This is a genomic window from Bacillus sp. 220_BSPC (assembly GCF_001054655.1).
Lineage (GTDB): Bacteria > Bacillota > Bacilli > Bacillales > DSM-1321 > Peribacillus > Peribacillus frigoritolerans.
This window is the reverse complement of the sequence record NZ_JVPL01000080.1, coordinates 1-5,257: the sequence shown is the minus strand read 5'-3', so window position 1 is coordinate 5,257 and position 5,257 is coordinate 1. Positions and strand designations below refer to the sequence as shown.

At 37.4% G+C, this 5,257-nt stretch carries 6 protein-coding genes and 1 pseudogene; all 7 read right to left on the bottom strand.

The genetic code is table 11. The annotated features are described in order from the left end of the window. Positions 1–383: 383 nt before the first annotated feature. Positions 384–674: a hypothetical protein gene (locus tag ADA55_RS30305; RefSeq protein ID WP_053087368.1), complete on the bottom strand. Its 291-nt coding sequence runs from the start codon at positions 672–674 to the stop codon at positions 384–386. Then, positions 674–1,385, bottom strand: a pseudogene (locus ADA55_RS31190) (CynX/NimT family MFS transporter). Before ADA55_RS31190 ends, ADA55_RS30305 begins: the two are co-directional and overlap by 1 nt. A 60-nt stretch (positions 1,386–1,445) precedes the next feature. Continuing rightward, a complete protein-coding gene (locus ADA55_RS30295; RefSeq protein ID WP_053087365.1) occupies positions 1,446–1,643 on the bottom strand; it encodes a hypothetical protein in 198 nt (65 codons plus the stop codon). Between the two features lie 359 nt (positions 1,644–2,002). Further along, entirely contained in the window at positions 2,003–2,881 is an 879-nt protein-coding gene (locus ADA55_RS04830; RefSeq protein WP_048679895.1) for an FAD synthetase family protein, read from the bottom strand. 178 nt (positions 2,882–3,059) lie between these two features. Further along, entirely contained in the window at positions 3,060–3,731 is a 672-nt protein-coding gene (locus tag ADA55_RS04825; protein WP_065421111.1) for an isochorismatase family protein, read from the bottom strand. A gap of 65 nt (positions 3,732–3,796) precedes the next feature. Further along, complete coding sequence (locus tag ADA55_RS04820) at positions 3,797–4,285, bottom strand: flavin reductase family protein (RefSeq protein WP_048679889.1); 489 nt, start codon at positions 4,283–4,285, stop codon at positions 3,797–3,799. Next, the gene (locus ADA55_RS04815; protein WP_072273117.1) at positions 4,285–5,073 is read right to left on the bottom strand and encodes a maleate cis-trans isomerase family protein; all 789 of its coding nucleotides are present in this window, start codon (positions 5,071–5,073) and stop codon (positions 4,285–4,287) included. Before ADA55_RS04815 ends, ADA55_RS04820 begins: the two co-directional genes overlap by 1 nt. Positions 5,074–5,257: the final 184 nt, after the last annotated feature.

Genomic DNA, 5,257 nt, shown 5'->3' with positions numbered 1-5,257 from the left:
GTTTTCAAATACTTTGATATTACCTGAGTATTTTCCATTCTTTCTCCCCCCTTTGATATATATTAGAAGAATTCCCTGCTCACATTAAAACTTTTTAAAGTTATCATTAACCATCAAACTTACCAAAGCTTTCATATAACCATTTTATCTCAAATTCATAATGGCGTCAATATTCTAAATATTATAAATAAAAGAGAAATTAAAACACTTTACGCTTTGTCCCTTCAATAGTATGGTAAAATTGACCTGTAAAAAATGCAGCCGGCTCCAAACAAGTTCGGCTGCATTTTTTATGAATAGTTCTCATTTGGTTGCAATCGTTTGTATTAAGAAAAAGGATTAGTTTTTTCAGGATTCTTTTAAATATATTTGTTGGTTTTCTTTTACATAAGTAATCTTCCGGAAGTTAATATATTAACGATATCTTTGTTCTTTTTCTTACCTGTCATGAGAATGTATGAATTGGTCTTCTTGTTTTTGTTTGGTTCTAATGCTGAAGGAAAAAGCAAGCAAAAGTAAACATAACATGAGTAATCCCATAGAGAAAACTTATAATTGTTTGAAATATCATAAACCCAGCCAATAATGGTGGGAATACATCCAGCAAAGATATATCCTCCAGACAGAACAAGGGCCATCCAGGCAATCGCATCATGAGGCGTTGAAGTTTTCATCAAGCCGTAACATCATTGAAAATGGGAGTAACCCACCCCAATCCGATACCGAGTAGAACAGTGGAAACCCATAGCTTTATTCCATGAGAAAAGATAAGAAGTATCAAACCCATCAGCATGATCAGACTACAGCCAATCAACCAGAAGTGCCGACGATTATAGCCATTGAGGGCAATCGGAATTAAAAAACTAGATACCATCTGTACAAAAGTAAAAACGGTAACGGCTATACCAGCATAAACTTTGCTTAGTCCCATCGCTTCGGCCATTGGAGCCAGCCACGTAACGATCGAGTAATACAAGCTAGCCGGCAATCCGAATATCAATGTAAATAGCCAAGCTCGCTTATTTCTCCAAGGTAGTTGCCCCCTCTTCCTTCGAGGATGGATTAGAGGGATATGGCGCTTCCTTTATCATTACAGGCCACCAAAACAATAGTCCTAGGATAGAAAGAAATGACCATATGGCGAGGGCTGACGTCCATGAACCACCTAATACACCTTGTAGCGGAATCGTGAACCCAGCACTCAAAGATGTTCCAATCCCCATCCCCACAGAATACACGCCCATCATGGAAGCTGTATGATTTGGAAATTTCCGTTTAATGAATCCAGACAACAAAGGTCCAATAATCGCAATGCAAATACCGATAAAAAATGTAGTAACTAGTAGGAGAAATGAGGTTGAAATCAGCGCACGCATTAATGTCATGGCCCCAATTATCACGATACAAACCGCTATGGTTCGCTCGATTCCCCATCGTGATCCCAATCACACTAAAAAAGGAGCAAAGATGCCCATGCACAATACAGGGATAGTAGTTAGGAAGCTCACTGCAAAACTGCTCATGCCAAGATCATAACGAATGGTTTCTAGCAAAGGGGATACAGAAGCAATCGCCGGACGTAGATTTGCAGCCACCAAAAAGAATGCGAGAATTAAGAAAGCATTTTTTGTGTAGTGTTTCATAGGTTAATCATCTCCTATGGTGTACTTCTATATTTTTGAGTATGTTTTTTATATTTTCCTGTCGTAAAAGCTGTATTGGATATCGGACAACATTGATGATTTAGGAGATGTTAAACGGGGAATAATCAATAGTCGTGCATATGCAACCTGAGCCTAAGATTTCAGTCGCTCTTTTTGTTCTGCTACACTCAGAGATAGATTTGGTAATCGAAGGATATTACACGTATATAGCTTGATTCACAGTTAAAGGGGAGGAATAATGCAGACTCACCTCTTCTTATGAAAAATCGGCTATGTCCGACTGAACAGTCTTGTGACGGCGCTCTCGAGAATTGGAGCGAATTGAAAAGGCTATCTTCTTAGCTTAATATAGTACGGCGCTCTTTATATGTTTTTAATTTAATTTCTTCATTTTTTATAGTTGTCCCTGACTGTAAAAATCTTAAAATAACGTTATCATTAGAAAAACTATTAATCATTGGCTTGGCTAAGATAATATCTATTGATTTATTCGGGTTTAAAATGATTGCTTTAGTAGAATGTTTATCATTATAATCTCCAATATCAACCCTATATTCTCCTGCAGGCGGAAGAATAATATCGTAATTTGGTACAAAAGATACTTTAAAATCATTCATTTTCCGAACAATCTTTCCACTAATTTCATGGTGCTTACCCATAAGTTCCGTCGCGAGCTCAAGATTACCATTTTTAATGGCATGACGCACTCTAGTACTTGAAATACGCTCTTTACCTAATTCGATGAATTTTAAGATTTTTGTCTCAAATCCAAATGTCAGACCTGCCTGTTTTAAAACTGCGGAATTACCCGATCCTTTATAGCCAAACCTAAAGTCTTCCCCAATAAATATTTTTTTGGGGTTTAGACCAACAAGAATTTCATTAATAAAATCTGCAGCACTAATTGTTGAAAAACTTTGATTAAATGTATATTCAATGAGAATGTCTATTCCGTTTGCCCCTATTCGCTCAGCTCTAGTATACGGACTTGTTAAACGGGAAGAGTCTGAACCCCCGTTACCGAAAAATGTTTTCGGCAACGGGTCAAATGTAATTGCTATAGTTGAATAGTTATTTTTTTTACCCTCTCTTACAACGTTCGATATTAATCGTTGGTGGCCTTTATGAACGCCATCAAATGTACCAATCGTTATATATGAACCATGTTCTAATTCACTTAATTTCGGGTTGAATAGATCTTTATAATATTTCAGCATAATCCCACCCCACCTATTCCATGCGTTTCATTCGCATGTTGTTTCCCCAGGCTATTTTGACATCTAGTCTCTTTCACCGTGAAAACCTTTTCATATTCACTGCTCTACTAGAGACTTGGGAAGACTACTTTTTTTTGCCACTTACATCTTAAGTTTCTAAGGCTTTGAATGGTAGAGTTTATTCATTTATTAAAGCTTTTAATGAATTTGAAGAATATTTAGATGAAACAGTTGTCACTACTTCATCTGTTTTTAAGACATCGGCATATTTTTGGCGTAAATCAAATAGACTTTGTTCATGAGATGCTACTGAACGATCACCTACAGCATCTTCAACTACGATCGGCCTGTATCCATATTGCAACGCATCAACAGCAGTAGCACGCACACAGCCACATGTAGTACATCCAACTATTATAACAGTATCAATATTATTTGCATTTAGGCGTGCTATTAAATCTGTCCCAAAAAAAGCAGAGGCATATTTCTTAATAATTAAGCCATCACCTAAGCGAAAATCTAATCGAGGATCAACATTTACGGCGTCAGTACCAGCCTTTAATGTTTTTAACCCCTCCATTTTTTTGTACCATATTCCTGAATCAGCAAATGTGTCATCATCATAAGAAATGGTGGTAAAGAATACCGGAAGGTCCATAGTGTGCATCGTATTCACAAGCTTATTAACTTTTTCAATTTGAGGCGTTAAATCAGAGCCCATAGGCATGCTAGGATCTGTAAACCCTTTGATCATATCCACTACTATCAAACCTGGTTTCTGACCGAACCCTAATAATTTCCCAAATCCTCTTTCTTCAAAGAAAACCTCATCATCTTTAACTTGCACCACTATAACTCCCCCTTAACCTCCAAGATTGGGGTACAACCAATCTTGGAAAGTCATTCAATTGTTTATTAACTCTTTACACCTGTTCTAAATTCACCAAATTGTCTATTAAAATGAAGTAATGGAGATTTTGATTCACCTAGTTCTACATTTTCAACCAACCCAATAAAAATAGTGTGATCACCTGCCGTTACCACATTTTCTACTTTACAATGAATATTTGCTAATGCGTTTGTAACATCATAATTAATCTTGTCTTTGCTTTCTACAAAATCCTCAAAGAACTTTGGTGCACCTGCTTTAGCACCTGATTTTGCAACTTCAACTTGGTCTTCTGCTAGTACACTTACACTAAAACGATTATTATTAATAATGACTTGAGTGCTAGCCGCTTTAGTTGCAAGGCTAACTAAAATAAGAGGTGGCTCCATAGATATCGAGCAACACGCACTTACGGTTAAACCCCAAGGTCGTCCATCAATCTCTGTCATTACAATTGTTACACCGGTAGCTAGTCGACCCATTGATTCACGGAATCTATCTTTTACTTCATTCATTATGTTTTCCCCTCCTGAACGGAAACTTTAGACATAATATCCCCTGACAGTAATTTTCCTGCATTAGGTACATACGGGTTTAAATTAAGGGTTTTAAGAATGTTATATACTGTTGCAACAGCAGCTGAAAGCACTGGTTTTCCTATTTCATTCTCAACTTGTTGAATAGCTTCTAATGAGGGCATCTGAACGCAAGCAGATAATACAACAGCATCGGCTTGGCTAATGTCTAAATTTTTAACAATATCGACCAAACGCATAGGATCTTGACGTCCAACTTCCAAATTATCTGGGATTTCCAAGCTTATAGAATCTGTCACTTGAATATCGCTAGCTTCTATATAGTCAATAACCTGATTCGTTAACGGCTTCATATAGGGTGTAATAATTGCAACTTTTTTTGCGCCTAATGTTTTAATACCCTCCACCAGGGCACCCGCGCTGCTAATAATCTGAGTAGCTGCCCCGTTTTGTTTTGTTGCATTGAATAGGCGTTGCTCAGATTCCTTATGATACCCGGGCCCTTGGCACATAATAGCAACAAGACATGCATAAGCAAGTACATCGCATCTGGCATCTGAAAGTTCTACGGCACAGCGATCACTTTCTATATCCATTGCTTTTAATTCCTCTTTTGTAACATTTTTCATTCGCATCCTGCTTGAATGAAATGTAAACGATAATTCTGGATCGATTTGTTCTCTCCAACGGAGCATAGCTGGTATTTCTGTTTCCATTGTTGTATTTGAACTAGGAACAACGAGTCCTATTCGATAGTTTTTTTTCAAATTTCACGCCTCCTAGATAGACCTAACTTATAGACTGTTACTGTTTTTTAGAACATATCTACAAAGGAAGTCCAATCGATTTACGAATATGGTTCATGAAAGGGGCTCTGTCGTATTCATGGTACAGACGCTCGCGAAGTAATGGCGCTGGCAGGGCATTCACGTTCTCAAATAGACCGATGCG

Excerpts from the sequence above, each read along its gene's own strand:
- ADA55_RS04830 (WP_048679895.1), bottom strand. The coding sequence starts at position 2,881 with ATGCTGAAATATTATAAAGATCTATTCAACCCGAAATTAAGTGAATTA.
- ADA55_RS30295 (WP_053087365.1), bottom strand. The coding sequence starts at position 1,643 with ATGAAACACTACACAAAAAATGCTTTCTTAATTCTCGCATTCTTTTTG.
- ADA55_RS04820 (WP_048679889.1), bottom strand. The coding sequence starts at position 4,285 with ATGAATGAAGTAAAAGATAGATTCCGTGAATCAATGGGTCGACTAGCT.
- ADA55_RS30305 (WP_053087368.1), bottom strand. The coding sequence starts at position 674 with ATGAAAACTTCAACGCCTCATGATGCGATTGCCTGGATGGCCCTTGTT.